Here is a 20,974-nt window from a genome sequence, read left to right on the forward strand (position 1 = left end):
GAAAAAAATGATTTCAACTTTTCGTTTGATTTGGTTACTGAGTTACATCACAACAGCGTCCGTGTCGGCCGCTGTGATTACTCCCGGTCTGCCGGCAATCGCTGATTCCTTCCAATTGAGCATTGAAGCCATTCAATGGATGATCAGTGCCTTTTTAGGCGGTTATGTGATTGGTCAGTTGATTTATGGGCCTCTAGCCAATCGTGCAGGGCGGGTTGGCGCGTTACGCATTGGTCTGGTGATTAATTTGTTGGGTTTACTGGTGTGTTATGCAGGCCTTCTGTTTCATTCCTATGGTCTGCTTATCGGCGGGCGTTTGGTCAGTGCGCTGGGAGCGGCAAGTGGTCTTTCATGCACCTTGATGCTCATCAATGAATGGCTACCTGAACAGCAACGCCGCACAGCGTTGTCCTATTCCATTCTGGCCTTCACGCTAAGCATCGGTCTTGCGGTATCTCTTGGGGGATGGATAGTCACTTATTGGCAATGGCAGGGTTGCTTTGCCTTGCTTTTTATTCATGGCGTTCTGTTGCTGGCAGGGACCTCTTTTCTGAAAGAAACGATGATAATCCGCCGTCGTGTTAACCTCGTGCAAATGATCTCCGCTTATCGCCAAACGCTGGCCTCGCCGGGACTCGTAGTGTATGCCCTGGCCGTGGGATTCTGCTCGGCCATCGGTTATTGTTATTCCGCTGCAGGCCCTTTAATCGCTGAACGGTTTCTGCATCTTTCTGCTGCCGCTTATGGCTCCTGGAATTTAGTCAATATGTCGGGGATGCTGATGGGTGGCTTGTTGACCAAAAGACTACTGCACCGCTGTTCGCCGCAACGCGTGGTCGTCTACGGTTTTGTTGGTAGTACCCTGGCATTGCTCGGTCTTTTCCTGATGTGGCAGCAGCGTTGGTTATTGCCCATTGGTTTTTTTATCCACACGTCGTTGCTGTATCTGTTCAGTGGTTTTTTATTTGCTGGCGGCTCCTGCCTGGCAACGGCCTCGGTCCAGGACAAAAGCAATGGTTCAGCCATGCTGAGCTTTATCAATATGCTAACTGCGACACTGGCCGTCATCGTCATGGGATACATAAACACCAATCCTTGGCTCGGATTTGTTGAAATCATTCTGCTGTTCGGCAGTGTGATTGCAGCCGCGTTTCTCCTGTTTCAGTCCAAGACTGGCGTTTCGCTCAGGCAGGGTGTTTGACGGTGGCATCCCGCGAAACCTCTGGGGCTTCGCGGTAAAATCAGCATTCCGGCAGATTGACTGCAAGGCCTCCCATGGAGGTTTCCTTGTAGATGCTTTGCATGTCCATGCCGGTTTGTTTCATGGTTTTAATGACTTTATCCAGGGAAATCTGATGCTGGCCATCGCCGATCAAAGCCATCCGTGAGGCGTTAACCGCTTTCACGGCCCCCATGGCATTGCGTTCAATGCAGGGAATTTGCACCAGTCCAAGAACTGGATCACAGGTCATGCCCAAATGGTGTTCCATCGCAATTTCGGCCGCATTTTCTATTTGTTCGATGCTGCCGCCCAGTACAGCGGTCAAGCCCGCCGCCGCCATGGACGAGGCAACGCCGACTTCTCCCTGACAGCCGACTTCAGCCCCTGAAATGGAGGCCCCTTTCTTGTAGAGAATGCCGATGGCAGCGGCTGTGAGGAAGTAAACATAAATGTCTTCCTTGCTGAGACGATCATGCGCTTCCTGGCAGTACTTGAGTACGGCAGGAATAATGCCGGCAGCCCCGTTGGTGGGGGCGGTGACAATCCGTCCGCCGGCGGCGTTTTCTTCATTCACCGCCATGGCATACAGATTTAAACGGTTCATGATGTCTGATTGTTCAAACACGCTGGGAACCCCCTTGTGTTCTATGAGCTTTTTGTAAAGATCCGGTGCACGCCGTTTCAGCAGTAAACCGCCGGGTAAAATGCCGGGGTGATGGCACCCGTTATTGATGCATTCATCCATCACGTTGGCAATGGCTAAAATGCCTTCCTGAATCGCATTTTTACTGCGCCAGGTTAATTCATTGACCATCATCAATTCGGCGATGGTTAAGCGGTTGTCCCGGCATAGACTCATTAATTCAAAAGCAGTGGAAAAAGGATAGGGGGGCGCATTCGTGTCTTCCGAGCATTTGTCAAACTCTTCTTCGGTGGTGATGAACCCGCCGCCTATTGAATAATAGACCTGGCTGCGTAATAACTGTTGATTGACATCATAGGCTGAAAAACGCATGCCGTTGCTGTGCCGTGGCAGCAGTTCTTTCTGTAAAAACAGGAAATCCCGCTCCTCGTCAAAAAACAAGTCTTTTTTGCCGCCCAAAAGGAGCTTTTGTGAGCTGATGATTTCCCGCATGCGGGGAACCATGGAATCCGGTACAACACTTTCAGGCGTCTTTCCTTCAAGGCCGTTTAAAATGGCCTTGTCTGTGCCATGGCCTTTGCCCGTGAGGGCTAAGGAGCCGTACAGTTCAATTTTAATTCGTGTTGTGGCGGCAAAATGGTCTTCCTTCTCCAGAAGCTGCACAAAGGCGTAGGCCGCTGACATGGGCCCTACCGTATGAGAACTGGAGGGGCCGATGCCAATAGAAAACATGTCAAAGAGGCTGATGCTCATTATCAACTCGAGTGTTTTAAAATATAGCAATTTTAGATGTAAAACCCTGACTAAACAATAGAAGCAGGCTTTAAAAAATACAAGGTTGTTAAAACACGGCCTTAAATAATTAATCGTTTCCCTTAACTGGTAATTTTCCAGAAAGTTAGGCAGAATAATCAAGCAATTTTTCCATGGTGTTCTAACGAGAATAGAAAGGGGATCTTTATGAAGATGAAACTGGTCGCTGCAGCTGTCGTAGGCTTGGCAATGACAACCGCATTTGCTGATACAAATACCACCGCTCCCAGCACGACTACACCAGCCACTGCTGCAACACCTGCAACATTAAACACTGATATTGACAAGCTGTCTTACAGTATTGGTGCTGATTTGGGCAAAAACTTTAAAAAGCAAGGCATCGAAATCAGTCCTTCGGCAATGGCTAAAGGGTTGCAGGATGGCATGAGCGGTTCTCAGTTATTGCTGACTGAAGATCAAATGAAAGAGGTGTTAAGTAAATTTCAGAAAGACCTGATGGCCAAGCGAAACGCTGAATTCACTAAAAAGGCAGAAGAGAACAAGTCCAAAGGCGAAGCGTTTCTGTCTCAGAACAAGAGCAAAGAAGGCGTGGTGACGCTGCCAAGCGGTTTACAATATAAAATCATTGAAAAAGGCAATGGCGCCAAACCAACCAAGGATGACACGGTCACGGTTGAATACACCGGTCGTCTGATTGATGGTCAAGTGTTTGACAGCACGGATAAAACCGGCAAGCCAGCGACATTCAAAGTGTCTCAGGTTATTCCTGGCTGGACGGAAGCCCTGCAATTAATGCCTGCCGGCTCTGTCTGGGAAGTCTATGTTCCTGCTTCCCTGGCTTACGGTCCACGCAGTGTTGGCGGACCCATTGGCCCGAATGAAACCTTGATTTTCAAAATTCATTTGATTTCTGTCAAAAAGTCTGAGGCCTAATCTTTAATTTCCCGGGGCCAAGTTCCCGGGAAATTGTCTGTTATTGTCCTAATTGAGAGTCACCCATGACTAAACGCCTGTTGATTGTGTTTTTACTTGGCTTTTCTTCAGGGTTACCTCTTGCCTTGATTACCAGTACATTGCAAGCGTGGTATGCGGACACAGGACTCTCGGTTCTTGCCACCGGCATGCTTAGCCTGGTTGGTTTACCCTATGTGTACCGGATTTGCTGGGGACCTTTGCTGGATCGTTACTCGTTATTTTCTTTGGGTAAACGCCGCAGCTGGATGCTGTTGATGCAATTGGCCCTGTTACTTGGTTTTAATGCCCTTGCCTGGTTTACACCTCGGCAATCCCCGGAGTTGATGGCCTTTATCGCTCTGATTCTCGCTTGTTTTTCCGCCACGCAGGATGTGGCCATTGACGCTCAGCGTGCCGAATATTTACCGGTTCCTGAGCATGGGATGGGTGCGTCGCTTGCTGTCTTTGGGTATCGTCTGGCCTTATTGATTGCCGGGGGGCTTGCGTTAATTATGGCGCATCATTTGGGATGGGCGATGACCTATAGGATAATGGGCTTGTTGATGCTGGTTGGGGTTTTGGCGACACTGTGGAGTGAGGAACCCGTGCATTATGGCGAAGAAAACACAGGGTTCGTCACCGCGTTTCTTGCGCCTGTGAAGGATCTTTGTCGTCGCCGCGACATCATTCCTCTGGTGTTGTTTATTCTTTTTTATAAACTGGGGGAGGCTTTTACAGCCACCACCAGCGGCATTATCATGCCTTTTTTAATTCAGGGCGTTGGTTTTTCTTTAGACACCATTGGCTATGTTAATAAAGTGCTTGGCATTGCTTCCATTCTATTGGGTGGGTTAGCAGCGGGGTTTTTGCTTCTGCGTTGGTCTTTGTACAAGGCGTTGCTCAGTTTTGGGCTGTTGCAGGCCATAACCAATTTGCTGTTTGTGGCTCTGGCGCTCACAGGTAAAAACCTGCCTTTGTTTGCTGCGGCTGTCATTTGCGACAATTTTGCAGCCGGAATGGGATCGACCGCCCTGGTTGCCTTGTTTATGCGCCTGGTGAATCGCCAATACACTGCGACGCAGTTTTCCCTTCTGGTGGCTGTTTCGAGCCTACCCCGTATTTTATCCGGCCCTTTGGCTGCCTTGTTGCAAATGGGGTTAGGGTGGGTCGGCCTCTACCAGCTTTCCTTTTTTCTGGCCTTAGGCTTCATCCCGTTTTTAATCATGATAAGACGTGAAACCACCCAGCCCGAACCCGCCTCTCCGGTGGTGTTTGAGCGCGGTTGATTCAACAGTCTTTTTCATTTACCGCATTCAATAAGGCAGTCGAATCGTTTTTAAAAAAAGGATAAAAAATTGTCTTTCTCATTCAGATTGTTTAAAAATTAAACTATAATTACAGAATGTGCCTAATGGGATACGATGATGGATTGTCCTTCTGTTGGAATTACCAGTATCAGTTTGTGTTTTCCCCCCTTGTACATGCATCTCAGAGAATTAGCCAGTTTACGCGGCGTTGACGTCGAAAAATACACCCTTGGTTTAGGCTTGAATGAAATGGCTCTTTGCGGCAAGAATTGCTCCGTAATTGACTTGGCCATTGGTGCCGCTCGCGGTGCCATTAGCCATTGGGGAGGACGCGTTGAAGACATTGGCCTTATTGCAGTCGGTACGGAAACCCCGGTGGATTACAGTCGTCCCTTAAGCGCCTGGGTGGCTTCTGAGCTTAAAATTCAGGGGCATGTCCGTTCCTACGAAGTGAAACATGCCTGTTATGGCGGAACCCTGGCTATCCTGCAGGCTGCGGAATGGTATTTAAGCCAGACCAGCAGGCAAAAAGTGGCGTTGGTTATTGCGGTGGATGAAGCGCTGTATGCAGAACATGATGCGGGGGAGCCGACGCAGGGCGCGGGAGCTGTTGCGTTTATTATTGGTCCTCCGGTTCTGGCGGCGCTTCATGTCGGCCAAACCATTGCCTACAGTGAGCCCGTGTTTGATTTTTGGAAGCCGCTGGATAAACATTACCCCGAAGTCAATGGGGCGTTCAGTCTGGAATGTTATAAGCGCGCGGCGGTATCCTGTTTCAAAACGCTTGTTGAGGATCGAGATCCCATGCAGGTTTTAACGCAGTACAGGGCGTTGTGCTTCCATGTCCCCTTTCCCAAAATGGTCTATAAGGCCTTTGCCGCGGTGGGAGAAAGCCTGGGTCTGACCGAGTCAGAAACCAATGAACTCTATCAGAGCCGTGTTGCGCCTTTCATGGCCTGGAATCAACGCTGTGGCAACGCATACACTGCCAGTTTATGGATTATGTTTGCCTATGCCCTGGGCCAGGCGTCCGCCAATGAACAGTTTTTATTGTTTTCCTACGGCTCTGGCATGGGCTCAGAGCTAATTGGCTGCTCAATCCGCATGGAAAATGAGGATAAAGCCTGGCACCACGAGGCGGAGTATCAATTGAATAACCGGCAAGAGGTCTTTGCCGATGATTATGTCACCATACGCCAGAATAAACCTTCAGAATAAGGAATCAATGAGGGGCCTTAAGGACAAGGTTTGGGTGGATTTAAGGAGGAATGACTAACGCTTGCATAGCCGTGTTGCTATCAGGAGGATCCAATGCCGGAGAATAATCAATTCGAAGGATTTTCAAAATTGACACGGATGGAACGGTATCAACGACTTAAAGCACTGGGTGCTTTAACCGATGACGACATTGCTTTTTTACAGGGCGGGGCAGTGACTGATCTGCATTTGGCAGAAAACCTGATTGAGAACGCCATTGGTTATTTTCAATTGCCCCTGGGCGTCGCCGGTCATTTTCGCATCGATGGTAAAGACCTGGTCATTCCCATGGCGGTTGAGGAAACCTCCATTATTGCGGCCTTATCGAAAACGGCCAAATGGGTCAGAGAATGCGGCGAGATAACAACAGGCATGGAAGGCGACTGCATTATCGGTCAGATTCAGATCGCTCATGTTAAAAATAGGCTGCAACTGGAAACTCTGCTGCAGGAAAACAAAGAAAAACTGATTGCCATGGTGAATTCGTCGATCGCCTCCAGCATGGTTAAACGCCAGGGTGGTGTCAAAGACATCGAATTGCGGACAGTACCCTATGGGAATGGTGAGCTGATGGCTGTTATTCATGTCACCATGAACCCTGTGGATGCCATGGGTGCCAACCTGTTGAATCAGGTTCTTGAATATTTGAAGTCACCCATAGAGCAGTTGACTCAGGAAAAGGTAAGCCTTTGTATTTTATCCAATTTAAATGATAAAAAAATAACCACCGCTCAGGTTGTGATTCGTGAGATCGATGCCGAGCTTGGGGAAAAAATCGCCTTGGCTTCGGAGTTTGCCAAACAGGATCCCTACCGCGCAGCCACGCACAACAAAGGGGTGCTCAATGGCATTGATCCCGTGGTCATCGCCACGGGCAATGACTGGCGTGCGGTGGAAGCGGGCATCCATGCCTATGCAGTAAAGCAGGGGCAATACCGGGCGATTACTCAATGGTCTTATCGGGATGGAACACTGTATGGCGAATTCAGAGCGCCGCTGGTTGTGGGAATTGTCGGCGGTGTGACGACCCTGCATCCCACCGCCAGAATGGCCTTGCGCATGATGAACATCCAATCAGCCAATCAGTTGTCCCGTATTATGGCGGCAGTCGGTCTGGTGCAGAATTTAGGGGCATTAAAGGCTTTATGCACCGTCGGGATAAGCCAAGGGCATATGAAACTGCATTTAAATAATTTAATCTTAAAAACCGATGCAACGGAAAAGGAAACCCCGCTGTTAAAGGCGAGGCTTGAACAATTCCTGTTAACCAATAAACACATTACCGGACATGATGTGATTACTATCCTTAATGACCTAAGAGAAGCCTTACGACATGATGAAATGGAACGTTCCCGCTAAAACCTTTCTGTTGGGTGAATATGCCGCCTTGGAAGGCGGCTCGGCGTTAATCTTAACGACTAAACCCTGTTTTGAACTGACTCTGGTGGATGAACCGGTATTAAAAGGGATTGACTCAGCGTCTCCCGCTGGCCGCTATTGGCTCAGTTTGCCTCCGGTTGAGCAGGGCCTTCACTGGTATGATCCCTATGGTGGCCTCGGCGGGCTTGGGGCTTCCAGCGCTCAGTTTCTTGCTGTGTATCTCGCGAACTGTCATCTACGCAAATCCAGACCTAACCACAAGGAGCTGCTTGAGCGGTATTTCCAGTTTGCCTGGGATGGAAAAGGCATCAAGCCAAGTGGTTATGATGTGCTGGCGCAGGAGCAGCAGCAGTGTGTATTTATCAATAGACAACGCAGTGAGACGTGTAATTATCCCTGGCCTTTTGGTGAATTGGGTTTTATATTGGTTCACAGTAGCAATAAATTACCTACGCACCAGCATTTACAATCCTTTCAATTGCAGTTTTCAACCGAAAGACTATCACGGCTTGCCGACCAGGGTTGTATGGCTTTTGAGCAAGCCAATGACACCCTGCTGGTCAATGCCGTTAATGCCTGTCAACAACAGCTTGAAGCCTTGCATCTGGTCGCCGCGGAAAGTGTAAAGACTATTGCTGCCTTAAAAAGCAATGAAGGCGTTGTGGCGGCAAAAGGCTGCGGTGCTCTGGGTGCCGATGTTATTTTACTGCTGGTTGAAAAACGCCGATTGAGCGGGCTGCGTAATGAATTATTGGCACAGGAGTATAATGTTCTTGCGACTAATGTGGATTTACACCTAGGTGAGCATTTAGTCGAGTCATCAAGGGTAAAAACAAGAATTTGAAGCAGGAACAGTCTCTTATCTGTAGTTGATTACAGGGATGGGGTGTGTTAATATTGGTCAAATAGATCTTTGTTTGTTATGTAATGTTCGGTAAAGTCGAATCAAAAAAGAAGCTGCTTCACTCAATTAGACCCTCATCTACTGTTGATATAACCGAATTTAGGAATTTTCTTAAAGATAATCAGAAAAAATCAATCAACGCGAAATTTTTGCTGGAAGACACGAAGTATCATCATCTAGAAGATTTTGAGAAGCGGTTTTTAAATGATCTCCCTCTTGTAAAGGAAATTATTGCTCAGGAAATTAATCGGCCTGAAGGAACGTTTGCTTTTTACCATGGGAGCTCGAATGCAGTAAAATTCTTACGCATGGTCATGAGTGCTATTTCTAAAGAAATGGCTCAAACAGACCCGCAGGTTGTAAAATCCAATCTTGTTTTTGGTGCTATTAAATCTCAAACCTGTTCACCCAAAACATTTTTTGAGAAACATGTGGATGGGAATCCCGCGTTATACCCATTTAGTGCTGAGTATAATTCAAAAAATCCATTACTTGATCATGAAACCAAAATTGCTAAAGTTGTCTTGGCTGCCTCAATGCTATTGCATGATGGTTTACTTGGTGAAACTGCCTGGCTTATGTATCATCGGAATATGAGCTTCTCAATCAGTAAAGAAGCCAATTTTGTCAAGAATATCCTGCAGGAATTTTGCAAAAAAAAAGGGCTTGAAGACTTTCCTATTGATACAATTGTTGCATGTTATGATGAATACCGTTCTGTTTTACAGGCACAACTGCTGCAAATTTTTGTCAGAAAAGAAAGCTTGAATTCTTTAGGATACTATTGTTATGCGGGAGGGGTACCACTCGTTAAAGACAGTGTTGCATTTCTAGACCAGCTTTATGCTGACCTTAATAAACACAGCTGTTCAAATTGGGAAAATTGTATTGCCGAAAGACTGGGTTATGCTCTTGAGGAGGAGAAACTCTACCATTTGGTTCATCCTCAGCATGCCCCGAGTCATAAGCTTCTCAACTCCCGAAGTGTACAATGGCACGAATTTTTACAGGTTCGGTTTTTAACAGCCAATCCAGATTTTTATAACTCAGAGGAAGTCAGTGTTAATGAGTATTATAAATCCGATGAAGCGTACCAGATGGCTAAGAAACTAAAATTGTCATTAAAACTTGAAATTCAAGCCTATTTTAAAAATAAAGGTAATAATTCAGACAATCTCTTGCAAGAGACCAGTGCATTGGAAACCTGCCATTTAAATTTTGGTACCGAGGGTCGGAGTCGAACCGACACGATGTCACCATCACCGGATTTTGAATCCGGCGCGTCTACCAATTCCGCCACCCCGGCACACTGGTCGCCATTATAACAAAGTTAGCCATTGAAACAATGGTCATACTAAAATAAATTTAATAAATTGCTGTTTTATTGCCTGTCTTCTGCCTATCATGAGGCAAGCGTATTGCGAGTAAACCGAATGAAAAAAATACTATTGCTTACAGCATGCTGTTTGATGGCGTGTACCGGCTATGCGGCGATAACGACCTGTCCCGATCCCAACACCACCTCCCTGCAATGGGGTGAGCCGCCGGCTCCCTGGGTTGTCAATCCGTATTCTCCTCATAAACCTCAGGGCGAAGCGAATACGGCGTTTGTCAGGGCTAATCTTTTAGTCGCCGGTTTGGGCCGAGGTGTAGTCTGTACCTATAAAAATTCGCTGGGCGAATACGCCATCTGGTGGCAGGTGCTGGTCAAAATCCCTTCGCGCAACGATTATCGCTGGATTGATTCCTTGGGCGGATTTGTTTGCACCCAATCGTTGACCGATTGCCAATTCAGTGCAGCCAGTTGAGATGGTTATGCTTGCAGTATCCGTAACGTGAATGTGATCGAAGTAAATCCACATTGATAAAAACGAGTCCTTCCCGCGCAGGCGGGAATCCAGGCGCAAGATTTCGACATGGCTCCCCCGCCTGCGCGGGGGATGACAGAGGAGAGGCGGGGGATGACAGGGGGAGCGAAGGATGATGGGAAGTGAAGGATGATGGGAAGTGAAGGATGATGGGAAGTGAAGGATGGCGGAGAGTGAAAGATGACGGGAAGTGAAAGATGACGGGAAGTGAAGGATGACGGGAAGTGAAGGATGACGGGAAGTGAAGAGGGTTGAAAGTGATGATGAGAGAGTAAATCCGCATTGATTAAAAACGAGTCTTTCCCGCGCAGGCGGGAATCCAGGCGCAAGATTTCGACATGGCTCCCCCCGCCTGCGCGGGGGATGACAGAGGAGAGGCGGGGGATGACAGGAGGCTGGAAGGATGGTTGCTCCCATTACCCCTATAATCGATCCTCAGTAATAGTGATCATCATTTCCAGGGCTTTTTTTGCATTGTCGATAACCCACTGCTGGTCCTGTTCTTTCAAGCGTTGACGCATGCCGGTAAATTCATTCACCACATCACCGGCTTTGACTTCGTTATACGCCATGGATTTACCTTGACGCAGCAGATCAACCAGGGCAACCAAATGCGGCGGATCATTGCGCGACATGGTAGCACAACCGCAGCCCATGCCTTTTTCATGATCTTTTTTGGGGGCTTCGGCAAGATTAACCACGGTAATGCCCAAGCCGCGGCAATATTGTTTGACATTTTCTACCATGTGGTTTTCGGTACCGATAGCATAGTGGCGGGTTCCAGCCCGATCATTCACCACATAATCCCAAATGAAGGCGGTGGAGCCTGCCTCATGGGCTGTGCGAATGACTTCGTTACGGCATTCCGGATGAACGACGGTGGTATAGCCTTGACGATGCCAGTATTCGCACATGTCGGCACTGTAATGGGTGTGGACTGCGCACTGACTGGAGAACAGGATCAATTCGGCCTCGTCAAACTGCTTTAAGGTTTGACTATTCTGAGCGGCCAGTGAATACTGAGCCCCTGCCGTCCCGCCTGGCCAGTAAGCCAGCTTGTTAATCCCAAGCCAATAAGCAACATTTTCCCCCATGTGCTGATCAGGGATAAACAGAATCTTTTTGTGTTGTTTCTGGGCCCACTGGAATATTTTTTTGACATTGGAACTGGTACAGACAGCGCCGCCTTGCGCGCCGGTCATGGCTTTCACCCGACCGGAAGTGTTCATGTAACACACCGGCAGGATGTTTTCGGCGCCGTAGCGCTCGTTTAGATCGAGAAAAGCCGGTTCCACCATAAAATCTTTGGCCAGCATTTCCATGGTGCAACCGGATTTGGGGTTGGTGATGTAAACATGCTGGTTGTTATTGGCAAGGATACTGATGGATTCCGCCATGAAATGCACGGCCGATTCAATGATGACTGACTTTTGCGGATTATTGGCGGCCATCAGCGCCAATTGATAGGAATCGCCAATCTGCCCGCCAAATTGCTCCACGAGACGAACGATTTCACCGCCCATGTAATAATGGGCCAGCAACAACAGCTGATCGCCAAAATGATCCTGAGCCTTTTTTAAATAAGGCGTCATCCAGGCTAAAACCGTTGTCAGTTTGCGATCAGGCAGGGCGAGGTATTCCTCGGCATAAGGAATGAAGTCTTCCTGATACCAATCGAGAGGGTAGTCGCTTTGACAAATGCTCATGTCGTTGGTAATCGACATCAAGGTCTTCTCGGGTTGGTAAGTACTGGCATCGGTTAACATAATTTTATCTCAACTAAATAACGAATTTTGGGGGGTGGTTAGCCTCAGGATACTTTCTTCGGCATAGGCATTTTGACGGGGAAAATCTTCACGGTAATGGCCGCCGCGTGACTCCCGGCGAGACAATGCTGCCCTGACGATGAGTTCCGCATTCAGCACGATGTTTCGTAATTCGATAAAATCCCGGGTGATGCAATGCTTCCAGTAGTATTCTTCGATGACTTCTTTTCGTTTCATTATTAATTGTAGTAAATCCTGCAACCCGGCTTCAGTACGAACGATGCCGGCGTAAGAGGTCATTTCGCCGCGAAGACCCCGCCAGTGGGCATTAATCTGGCTTGCCCGCCGTGCATTCACTTCGCCGGGAGAGTTCCAATTGGAAATGCGCTCTACCTCTTTGTTAAAGGAGGTAATGTCTTTCAGGGAACAACGCGCTGCATTACTGGCCATGACGATGGCTTCAAGCAGCGAGTTGCTGGCCAGACGGTTCGCGCCATGCAGTCCGGTAAAAGCCACTTCGCCAATGGCATAAAGCCGCCTTAAATCAGTCCGTCCATCGACGTCAGTCAATACCCCGCCACATTGGTAATGGGCTGCGGGAACGACAGGAATCATATCCTGGCTCATGTCGATGCCAATGCTGAGCAGGGTTGAATAAATTTGCGGAAAGCGTTTTTTCAGAAAGGCGCGGGATTGATGGGTAATGTCCAGATTGACATAGCCGCTGTTACTCTGCTCAATCTCACTGAAAATGGCGCGGGCTACCACATCGCGGGTGGCTAACTCCAGATGGTCCGGGGCATAACGGCGCATGAAACGTTCGCCGGTATCGGCATTTTTGAGCAGGGCTCCTTCACCACGGACCGCTTCGGAGATTAAAAAATTGTTGAGTGAGTGGTGGTGAAGCAGAGTAGGATGGAACTGATAAAACTCCATATTGCCCACACGTGCCCCGGCGCGGTAGGCCATGGCAACGCCATCGCCGGTGGCCACCATGGGGTTAGTGGTGTAGCGATAGGTTTTTCCAGCGCCGCCCGTCGCTAAAACAACGCAGCGTGCGGCAAAGGTATGGATAAGGTTTTGATTGCAATCAAGAACATAAGCTCCCAAAACTTCGCCCTGAATGTCAGTGCGGTGCGGGTGGTAATGAGTAATCAAGTTCACCGCGACATGATGCTCAAAAAACACAATCTGCGGATGCTTTTGGGCGGTTTGAAGCAGGGCTTGGGTGACTGACAAACCCGTTTGATCGCCGCAATTAAAGATCCGCCGATGCGAATGGCCACCTTCCTGAGCCAGAACAAAATGGCCCTCGCTGTCTTTGGTAAACTGCACGGGGTAGCTTAACAACTCCTCAATGGCTTGAGGCCCCTGACGGATAATGAACTCGACTGCCGGAGCATAGCAAAGCCCATCGCCGGCGTGAAGGGTGTCGGCAATGTGTGCTTCCAGCGAATCCTCGCTGGATACCGCTGCGGCTATCCCGCCCTGCGCGTAGCGGCTGTTGCATTCGTTGAGCTCGGCTTTGCTGATGAGTGCAATGCGGATGCGAGGTTCGAGTTTCAGCAATTGCAGGCAATAATGCAGCCCGGCTAACCCTGTACCCAGAACCAGGACATCAAATTCCTTCGCGCTTCCCTGCTGTGAAAGCGTACTGTTCATGAGAACGCCTTTACCAGTTGGGCGGCAAGGCCGGTGTAGGTTTCCGGGGTCAGATTAATCAGGCTTTCTTTGGCGGCTGTCGGTATATCCAGCGTTTGAATGAATTTTTTCAAATTGTCCTTGTCGATGCCCTGACCTCGGGTTAAAGCTTTTAATTGTTCATAGGCATTGGGAATTTGATAACGGCGCATGACGGTCTGAATGGCTTCGGACAATATTTCCCAATTTCCTTCAAGATCATCGAGGAGGGCCTGTTTATTGATTTGCAGCTTGTCATTGCCTTTGGCAATGGCCTGATAGGCAATCAGGCTGTAGGCGAAAGCCACGCCCAGATTACGCAGGACAGTGGAGTCGGATAAGTCGCGCTGCATGCGGGACTGGGTTAATTTATTGGCGAAATGATCAAACAACGCATTGGCCATGCCGAGATTCCCTTCTGCGTTTTCAAAATCGATGGGGTTGACTTTATGCGGCATGGTGGACGACCCCACCTCTTCGGCCACGGTTTTTTGAGTGAAATAATTTAAGGAGATATAAGTCCAGATGTCACGGGTGTAATCGAGCAGGATATTATTAATCCGAATCATAATATGGCAGACTTCAGCAATGCCGTCATGCGGCTCAATCTGGGTGGTGTAGGCGCTGAAAGACAGCCCCAGCGAACTGACAAAACTGGCACAATGCTTACGCCAGTCAATTTCGGGGTAGGCCACAATGTGGGCGTTGTAATTGCCGACGGCTCCGTTGCATTTGGCCGGGATTAAAACCTCGGCCAGCTGCTGCTGCGGCCGTTTCAGGCGGGCGACAAAATTGACCAACTCCTTGCCGATGGTGGTCGGCGTAGCAGGTTGGCCATGGGTCCGCGCCAGCATGGCCACATCGCCATGCTGTTTGCCAAGCAGCATGATGCCGCCAATGATTTCAGCCAGGGTGGGTTGAATTATCTGGGCAATGGCCGATTTAAGCATCAGGGCGTAGGCGAGGTTATTGATGTCTTCCGAGGTGCAGGCGAAATGAATAAAGCCGCAATAGGCCTTTAAATCGTCCTGTCCGTGCAACTTGTCCCGCAGGTAATATTCAATGGCTTTGACATCATGATTGGTTTGCTTCTCAAAGACTTTGACTTTTTCCGCTTCGGCTTCATTAAACTCGCTTAGAATTGCATCAAGATAAGCTTTGCCGCGGGCATTCAGCGGCGGCAATTCTTTAATGTCGTCATTGCCGGCCAAGGATTGAAGCCAACGGATTTCGACCATCAGGCGAAAATAGATAAGTGCGTACTCACTGAAATAAGGGCTTAAGCTCGTGGTTTTTTTTAAATAACGGCCATCAATTGGTGAAATGGCATTCAATGAGGAGAGAGTCATGTTTTTAACCGCCAATTTATAAAGCACATATGATATTAGATGGCGGCCAAGATGTGAATTAAAAACCCCTGATTCTCTGCAAATTAACACCCTGATTGCTTTTTTAGTGGATATGTAATTGATTTAGCGATTTAATAATAAGGCGAGTAAGCCGGATAAAGCCGCTTGAACTGATGCAAGGACGAAGGGATGCGCTTGTTTCTCTTTTATATAATGATGATTACCCATGGCTGCTGTGCCGCAACGGCCGTTAAACCGCTGACCTTTCCCGAAGCCCTGCAGTTAGCCTATCGCCATAATCCGGAATTGCCGATGGCGATTGCCGAGGTGGAACGCTTGAAGGGGGAGGTGATTCAGAGTGGTTTACTGCCTAATCCTTCCATTTCACTGGAAGCGGAAAACATAGGCGGGTCAGGGCAGTATCAGGGCTATGAATCCGCAGAGACCACCTTGTCGGTGACTCAACCTATTCCTTTGGGTCATCGACTTCATTACCTTCGCTCGGCTGCTCATGCCGACTATGTGGCGGGTGTCGCCCGTCTTCGTGTTAAGAAAATGGACATTTATAGTCGCGTGGGTATGGCTTATGTCGATGCCCTCTACGCCGCTCAATGGTATACCGTAACCGGCAAGCTGACTCGGCTTCATCAGCAGATTGTCTCGGAAATCAAACGCCGCAATGTCGCCGGAGCCGGCACGGAACTTGATTTACGATTAGCTGAAATCCGGTTTAATGAGGCCAAAATACGTGAAAACCGGGCGCGCCGTGAGATGTTGCTGGCAGAGGCCATGTTGGCCAGGGTAATGGGTGTGGAAATGAAAGGTCGGCCATTGACCGACCGCGGCTTGTCACACCAGAAGATGCAATGGCGGCGTATTGTGGAGAAAATGCCTGAAAGCCCTGTGCTTAAGGAGAAACTACTCTTGTTAAACGCGAGGCGCGCTGAGATTACTGCTGTTAAAAAGGAAGTCTGGCCCAATCTGGTGGTGCAGCTTGGAGGACGCCATTTTTCCGATGACGGCAACAATGCGGCAGTGGTTTCGACCAGTTCGCAAGTGCCGGTATTTGATCGTAATCAGGGACGAATTGCCGCAGCCGAGGCACACTACACCCAGGTTCTGCAGGAAATAAACGTATTGCGCCTGCAATTGAAGCAGCAGCTCTATCAATACCTGCTCGCGTGGGAGCAGAATGTGTATGAAGCAGAGCGGGTGACCCGCTCCCTGTTGCCGCTGGCAAGAAAAGCCGTGAAACTGGCCGAAGAGGGGTATAAGCAGGGGCGTTATACGTATTTGGAATTATCACAGGCGCTGACGATGCTGTATCAGGAAGAAAAGCATTACCAACAGGCACATGCCAACTACCACAAGGCCCTGATACAAATGACAGGAATATTGGGCATTTCAACAACCAGGAAACGCGCATGTTGAAAGTCTGCTTAAAAATAAGCCTTGCCATGCTGGCTTTGCTGATCTTACCCCCGCTTGCTGCCCATGGCGAGAGCGAAGCGGGCAGCGGGCATGAGGCTATTAAAAAAACAGGTCCTCACGGCGGTAAACTATTATTTCACGGGCCGTTAAGCCTTGAGGTGACGATGTTTGAAAAAAACAGCCCACCGCATTGGCGCGTGTATGTCGCCGATTCAAACAAGGCAATCAATCCTGGGCAGGTGCGGCTTGAAATGACGTTAACGCGTTTTAACGGCAGGGTGGAAACCATTGACTTTATTCCCATGGCGGATTTCCTGCAAAGCCGTCAGGCGATCGATGAACCGCATTCGTTTGATGTTTGTGTCATCCTTACGTATCAGGGGAGACACTACCAATGGCAGTATGGCGATTACGAAGGGCGTTTGACCCTCTCAGACGAGATGCTGAAAGCTGTAGGCATTAAAACCGCCATTGCTAAAGGCCGTCTTATCGACAGGCAATTGACGGTGGTGGGCAAAATTGTTGCCAATCGTGATGACATGGCGCCTATTTACCCTCGTTACGCCGGCATTGTCCAATCCGTGCATAAAAATTTAGGCGATGACGTTAAGAAAGGAGAGAGGCTCGCCGTGGTGGAAAGCAATGAAAGCCTGCAGGATTATACGATCACAGCCCCCATCAGCGGGACGATAGTAAAAAAAGCGGTGACCCTGGGAGAAATGGTCAAAATCGATAACCCGATTTTTGAAATCGCCAATCTCGATTCAGTCTGGGCTGATTTGACCCTGTACCGTAAAGAGGCACCCTTGGTCAAAAAGGGCATGAAGGTTATCGTCAGCAGTGATGGCGGCAAGCCGCGGATGGTGAGTAAAATCAGTTACATTTCACCGCTAGGCATTGAAGACAGTCAAACTGTACTGGCCAGGGCGGTATTAGTTAATGCTGACATGAAATGGCTGCCGGGAATGTATGTCAATGCCAAAATCACTGTCAGTACCCGACAGGCCGCCGTGGCTGTCCCATTGAAAGCCATTCAACGCTGGCATGGTCAATCCGTTGTGTTTGTAAAACGGGGCAATCAATTTGAAGCCACTCCCGTAAAACTTGGCGACAAAAACAATCAGTGGGCGGAAATTCTTGCCGGCCTTGAGCCAGGGGATGAATATGTCGTGCAGAACAGTTTTTTTCTAAAGGCGGATTTGGACAAGTCCGGGTTTGGGCACGAACATTAAGGAGAAGGGATGCTTGAAAAACTCATTCATTTCTCACTCGCGCAGCGTTGGTTCGTGCTTTTGCTCACCCTGATTATCGCGGGCACTGGTTTTTACAGCTTTCAATTCCTGCCCATCGATGCCGTACCGGACATTACCAATGTCCAGGTCCAGATTAATACGGAAGCGCCTGGCTTCTCACCCTTTGAAATCGAACAACGCGTCACCTTCCCCATCGAAACAGCCATGAGCGGTTTGCCTTCGCTTGATTATACCCGATCCCTGTCACGGTATGGTCTGTCGCAGGTGACGGTGGTGTTTAAGGACAAGACCAATATTTACTTTGCACGGCAATTGATCAACGAACGTCTGCAGCAGGTCAAAAATAAACTGCCAATCGAGGTTACCCCTGAATTAGGCCCTGTTTCTACAGGGCTCGGCGAAATTTTTATGTACACGGTCACCAATAAAGCGGGAGCGGAATCCCGCTATGATTCGACTGAATTGCGCACCATTCAGGACTGGATTATCAAGCCGCAATTACGTCAAGTCGCCGGGGTGGCTGAGGTGAATACCATTGGCGGTTTTGAAAAGCAGTATCACATTACCCCGGATCCGATGCAATTGTTCCGTTACAGTTTAAGCCTCGAAGATGTCCTTGACGCGCTTGAACAAAACAATGCCAATGTTGGCGCGGGCTACCTTGAACGCAACGGCGAGCAATACCTCATCCGCGTGCCGGGGCAGGTTAAGGGTCTCACGGACATTGAAAACATCGTGATTGCCAGTTACAAGGGAATCCCTATTCGCATTGGCGATGTCGCCGAGGTGAATCTCGGTAATGAATTGCGTACGGGAGCCGCCACCGAGAATGGCAAGGAAGTGGTTCTTGGAACGGTCTTCATGTTAATGGGCGAGAACAGCCGCACGATTTCGCAACGGGTAGCGGACAAATTAACAGAAATCAATAAAACGCTGCCGGATGGGGTGGAGGCTAAAGCGGTTTACGATCGGACTGTTCTTGTTAATGCTACCATCGATACAGTTAAAAACAACCTGTTTGAGGGCGCGTTGCTGGTGTGCATCGTTCTCTTTGTTTTTCTAGGCAATCTGCGGGCCGCGTTAATTACCGCCCTGGTTATTCCCCTGTCCATGCTGCTGACCATCAGCGGTATGGTTGTCAATCAGATCAGTGCCAATCTGATGAGCCTTGGTGCGCTTGATTTTGGTTTGATTGTGGATGGCGCGGTCATCATTGTTGAAAATTGTTTAAAGCGCCTGGGTTTAAGACAGCATCAACTGAAGCGCTTGTTAACGGAAGAAGAACGGCAAAAGGAAATTGCAGCGGCGACGGTGGAAGTCATACGGCCCAGTGTGTTTGGCGTGTTAATCATAACCATTGTTTACCTGCCTATCCTGACTTTAAGCGGTGTCGAAGGAAAAATGTTTCTGCCCATGGCAGAGACCGTGATCATGGCCCTGCTGGCGGCCCTTTTTTTTGTGGTGACCTTTGTGCCGGCGGCGGTGGCTGCATTCTTACGCGGCCGTGTCCATGAAAAACCAAATGCGCTGCTGATGCACCTGACCCCTGCGTATGAATGGTTACTAGGCTGTAGTCTTCGTTACCGACATCTCGTTACAGGCCTTGCTGTACTGGTTACCTTGCTGAGTCTAATTCTTGCCTGGCGTCTTGGGGCTGAGTTTATCCCCAGCCTGGATGAGGGAGACATTGCACTGCATGCCATTCGAATCCCAGGAACCAGTTTGACGGAGGCGGTGGCGATGCAACACCTGCTGGAAGATCAAATTAAACAGGTGCCTGAAGTAGCCAGCGTGTTTTCCAAGCTCGGTACGGCAGAAATCGCCACCGACCCCATGCCCCCCAATGTTGCTGATACCTTTGTTATGATTAAGCCACGAAGTCAGTGGCCTGACCCACGCAAATCCAAACAGCAGCTGGTGAGGGACATTGAGAAGAAAGTCACCCGTATTCCGGGTAATAATTATGAGTTTACCCAACCCATCCAGATGCGATTTAACGAATTGATTTCCGGGGTGCGCAGCGATGTGGCAGTGAAAATTTTTGGCGATGATTTAAACACATTGATTGCATCGGCCAATGCGGTCCGTGACATTCTGGCCACCGTGCCAGGCGCTGCGGATGTTAAAGTTGAGCAGGTTACGGGCCTACCCTTGTATACTGTCGTCATTGACCGCGTCTCTCTGGCCCGCTATGGTTTACAGGTCAGCGAAGTGCAGAATGCGGTGGAAATTGCTTTGGGCGGTAAAAAGGGCGGCGAGCTGTTTGAGGGCGATAAGCGGTTTGACCTGGTGGTTCGTCTGCCGGAAAAACTACGCAATGATCCTGACGTCCTGCGGCGCATTTTAATTCCTTTGCCCATTGCTGAAGACGGTGAGCGTCATTTTATTCCACTGACGGAGGTGGCTGCCATTGAGCGCAGCGAAAGCCCGAATCAAATCAGCCGAGAGAATGGCAAACGCCGTATTGTGGTCACCGCCAATGTACGAGGAAGCGATTTAAATTCCTTTGTCAGCGCGGCGATGAAGAAAATAGAGCAGAGTTTAAAACTGCCCAGCGCCTACTGGATTAGCTGGGGCGGTCAGTTTGAACAGATGGAATCTGCCGCTAAGCGCCTGCAATGGGTTGTGCCGGCTGTTTTATTCATTATTTATCTGTTGCTTTTTATTGCCTTAGGCCATCCACGCGATGCTTTTTTGGTGTTTACGGGCATTCCTTTGGCCTTGACAGGAGGGGTAGTGGCTTTATGGTTGCGGGGGATTCCCCTGTCCATTTCCGCTGGAGTGGGTTTTATTGCCTTGTCCGGCGTGGCTGTTCTAAACGGCTTGGTCATCTTAAGTTTTATTAATAAGTTGTATTACGAGGAGCATGTTCTATTGCGCCGTGCCATCATCCAGGGTTCGATCGCGCGGTTGAGGCCGGTACTCATGACGGCTTTGGTGGCTTCTCTGGGTTTTGTTCCCATGGCGTTGGCAACCGGTACTGGAGCAGAAGTGCAGCGCCCGCTGGCTACGGTAGTCATTGGCGGTATCCTCTCCTCAACCCTGTTGACCCTGGTGGTGTTGCCCTGTCTGTATTACCTTGCTCACGTTGGCGGTCGGCGTGGTGAATCCCAAGGTATCGAGTAATTAATACTTCGCTTAATCATTCACATCAAGAGGCAATTTCAGTAGAATGATTCACATTTT

Annotated in this window: 14 protein-coding genes and 1 tRNA gene; 10 read left to right on the forward strand and 5 right to left on the reverse strand. The window is 49.1% G+C overall.

Annotated features, from left to right (window positions below):
* Positions 1 to 7: 7 nt before the first annotated feature.
* A complete protein-coding gene (locus GH742_RS05705; RefSeq protein WP_203456483.1) occupies positions 8 to 1,201 on the forward strand; it encodes an MFS transporter in 1,194 nt (397 codons plus the stop codon).
* A gap of 40 nt (positions 1,202 to 1,241) precedes the next feature.
* Here GH742_RS05705 and GH742_RS05710 read toward each other — a convergent pair whose 3' ends face one another.
* On the reverse strand, positions 1,242 to 2,618 hold the full coding sequence (locus GH742_RS05710; protein ID WP_203456484.1) for an L-serine ammonia-lyase: 1,377 nt from the start codon (positions 2,616 to 2,618) through the stop codon (positions 1,242 to 1,244).
* A gap of 207 nt (positions 2,619 to 2,825) precedes the next feature.
* On the opposite strand from GH742_RS05710, the gene GH742_RS05715 reads away from it, so the two are divergent.
* The 5 genes from GH742_RS05715 to GH742_RS05735 all read left to right on the forward strand — a co-directional run bounded on the left by GH742_RS05715 (position 2,826) and on the right by GH742_RS05735 (position 8,381).
* The gene (locus tag GH742_RS05715) at positions 2,826 to 3,572 is read left to right on the forward strand and encodes an FKBP-type peptidyl-prolyl cis-trans isomerase (protein ID WP_203456485.1); all 747 of its coding nucleotides are present in this window, start codon (positions 2,826 to 2,828) and stop codon (positions 3,570 to 3,572) included.
* A gap of 65 nt (positions 3,573 to 3,637) precedes the next feature.
* Positions 3,638 to 4,879 carry an MFS transporter gene (locus tag GH742_RS05720; protein ID WP_203456486.1) on the forward strand — a complete coding sequence of 414 codons (1,242 nt, stop codon included), beginning with the start codon at positions 3,638 to 3,640 and terminating at the stop codon, positions 4,877 to 4,879.
* 195 nt (positions 4,880 to 5,074) lie between these two features.
* On the forward strand, positions 5,075 to 6,118 hold the full coding sequence (locus tag GH742_RS05725; protein ID WP_239005319.1) for a hydroxymethylglutaryl-CoA synthase family protein: 1,044 nt from the start codon (positions 5,075 to 5,077) through the stop codon (positions 6,116 to 6,118).
* 93 nt (positions 6,119 to 6,211) lie between these two features.
* On the forward strand, positions 6,212 to 7,516 hold the full coding sequence (locus tag GH742_RS05730) for a hydroxymethylglutaryl-CoA reductase, degradative (RefSeq protein ID WP_203456487.1): 1,305 nt from the start codon (positions 6,212 to 6,214) through the stop codon (positions 7,514 to 7,516).
* Positions 7,491 to 8,381, forward strand: a complete 891-nt coding sequence (locus GH742_RS05735) for a hypothetical protein (protein ID WP_239005293.1) — start codon at positions 7,491 to 7,493, stop codon at positions 8,379 to 8,381. The genes GH742_RS05730 and GH742_RS05735 overlap by 26 nt, the downstream gene beginning before the upstream one ends.
* A gap of 1,279 nt (positions 8,382 to 9,660) precedes the next feature.
* Here the strand turns inward: GH742_RS05735 and GH742_RS05740 are convergent.
* A tRNA-Leu gene (locus GH742_RS05740) sits at positions 9,661 to 9,747 on the reverse strand.
* A gap of 127 nt (positions 9,748 to 9,874) precedes the next feature.
* On the opposite strand from GH742_RS05740, the gene GH742_RS05745 reads away from it, so the two are divergent.
* Entirely contained in the window at positions 9,875 to 10,249 is a 375-nt protein-coding gene (locus tag GH742_RS05745) for a DUF3757 domain-containing protein (protein WP_203456488.1), read from the forward strand.
* 482 nt (positions 10,250 to 10,731) lie between these two features.
* On the opposite strand, the gene nadA is transcribed toward GH742_RS05745, so the two are convergent.
* The 3 genes from nadA to purB are packed head-to-tail and all read right to left on the reverse strand — an operon-like array spanning position 10,732 to position 15,104.
* Entirely contained in the window at positions 10,732 to 12,075 is a 1,344-nt protein-coding gene (gene nadA / locus GH742_RS05750; protein ID WP_203456489.1) for a quinolinate synthase NadA, read from the reverse strand.
* Between the two features lie 9 nt (positions 12,076 to 12,084).
* On the reverse strand, positions 12,085 to 13,737 hold the full coding sequence (gene nadB, locus GH742_RS05755) for an L-aspartate oxidase (RefSeq protein ID WP_203456490.1): 1,653 nt from the start codon (positions 13,735 to 13,737) through the stop codon (positions 12,085 to 12,087).
* Positions 13,734 to 15,104 carry an adenylosuccinate lyase gene (purB, locus tag GH742_RS05760; RefSeq protein WP_203456865.1) on the reverse strand — a complete coding sequence of 457 codons (1,371 nt, stop codon included), beginning with the start codon at positions 15,102 to 15,104 and terminating at the stop codon, positions 13,734 to 13,736. Before purB ends, nadB begins: the two co-directional genes overlap by 4 nt.
* A 189-nt stretch (positions 15,105 to 15,293) precedes the next feature.
* On the opposite strand from purB, the gene GH742_RS05765 reads away from it, so the two are divergent.
* The 3 genes from GH742_RS05765 to GH742_RS05775 are packed head-to-tail and all read left to right on the forward strand — an operon-like array spanning position 15,294 to position 20,914.
* Positions 15,294 to 16,535 carry a TolC family protein gene (locus GH742_RS05765; RefSeq protein ID WP_203456491.1) on the forward strand — a complete coding sequence of 414 codons (1,242 nt, stop codon included), beginning with the start codon at positions 15,294 to 15,296 and terminating at the stop codon, positions 16,533 to 16,535.
* A complete protein-coding gene (locus GH742_RS05770; RefSeq protein WP_203456492.1) occupies positions 16,529 to 17,767 on the forward strand; it encodes an efflux RND transporter periplasmic adaptor subunit in 1,239 nt (412 codons plus the stop codon). Before GH742_RS05765 ends, GH742_RS05770 begins: the two co-directional genes overlap by 7 nt.
* A 9-nt stretch (positions 17,768 to 17,776) precedes the next feature.
* Positions 17,777 to 20,914 carry an efflux RND transporter permease subunit gene (locus tag GH742_RS05775; protein ID WP_203456493.1) on the forward strand — a complete coding sequence of 1,046 codons (3,138 nt, stop codon included), beginning with the start codon at positions 17,777 to 17,779 and terminating at the stop codon, positions 20,912 to 20,914.
* Positions 20,915 to 20,974: the final 60 nt, after the last annotated feature.

This window comes from Legionella sp. MW5194, from assembly GCF_016864235.1.
Classification (GTDB): Bacteria; Pseudomonadota; Gammaproteobacteria; order Legionellales; family Legionellaceae; genus Legionella_C.